Source organism: Streptobacillus ratti, from assembly GCF_001891165.1.
In the GTDB taxonomy this organism is placed as follows: domain Bacteria; phylum Fusobacteriota; class Fusobacteriia; order Fusobacteriales; family Leptotrichiaceae; genus Streptobacillus; species Streptobacillus ratti.
In genome coordinates this window covers 1-265 of record NZ_LKKW01000122.1, presented here as the reverse complement: position 1 = coordinate 265, position 265 = coordinate 1, and the positions used below count along the sequence as shown (strand labels likewise).

Below are 265 nucleotides of genomic sequence, written 5' to 3'. Positions count from 1 at the left end.
CCTTAAGGGTGACGTATTCCTGATCCACTTCGGCGCTTAGCGTTATGCAACCGCTCTCGGGAGTAAAATCGATGGCGTTATCCAGTAAATTCCCCAGCGCCTGCTCCAGTAACGCCGGTTCAGAAGCAACGTTAACCTCAGTAGGCATAACATGCAAAGTGATGTTTTTTTCTGCCAACTGCACGGTGCGCGCTTCGCTGACGCGGCGAAATAATGCCGCCACATCAACAGCAGTCAGAACGACTTCCTGACGATTCTCCAGTCT

Annotated in this window: 1 pseudogene; it reads right to left on the bottom strand. The window is 51.7% G+C overall.

Annotated features, from left to right (window positions below):
• Window positions 1-223 (bottom strand): annotated as a pseudogene (locus tag BT993_RS07060) (hypothetical protein); the annotation flags it as partial.
• Between the last annotated feature and the right edge of the window lie 42 nt (window positions 224-265).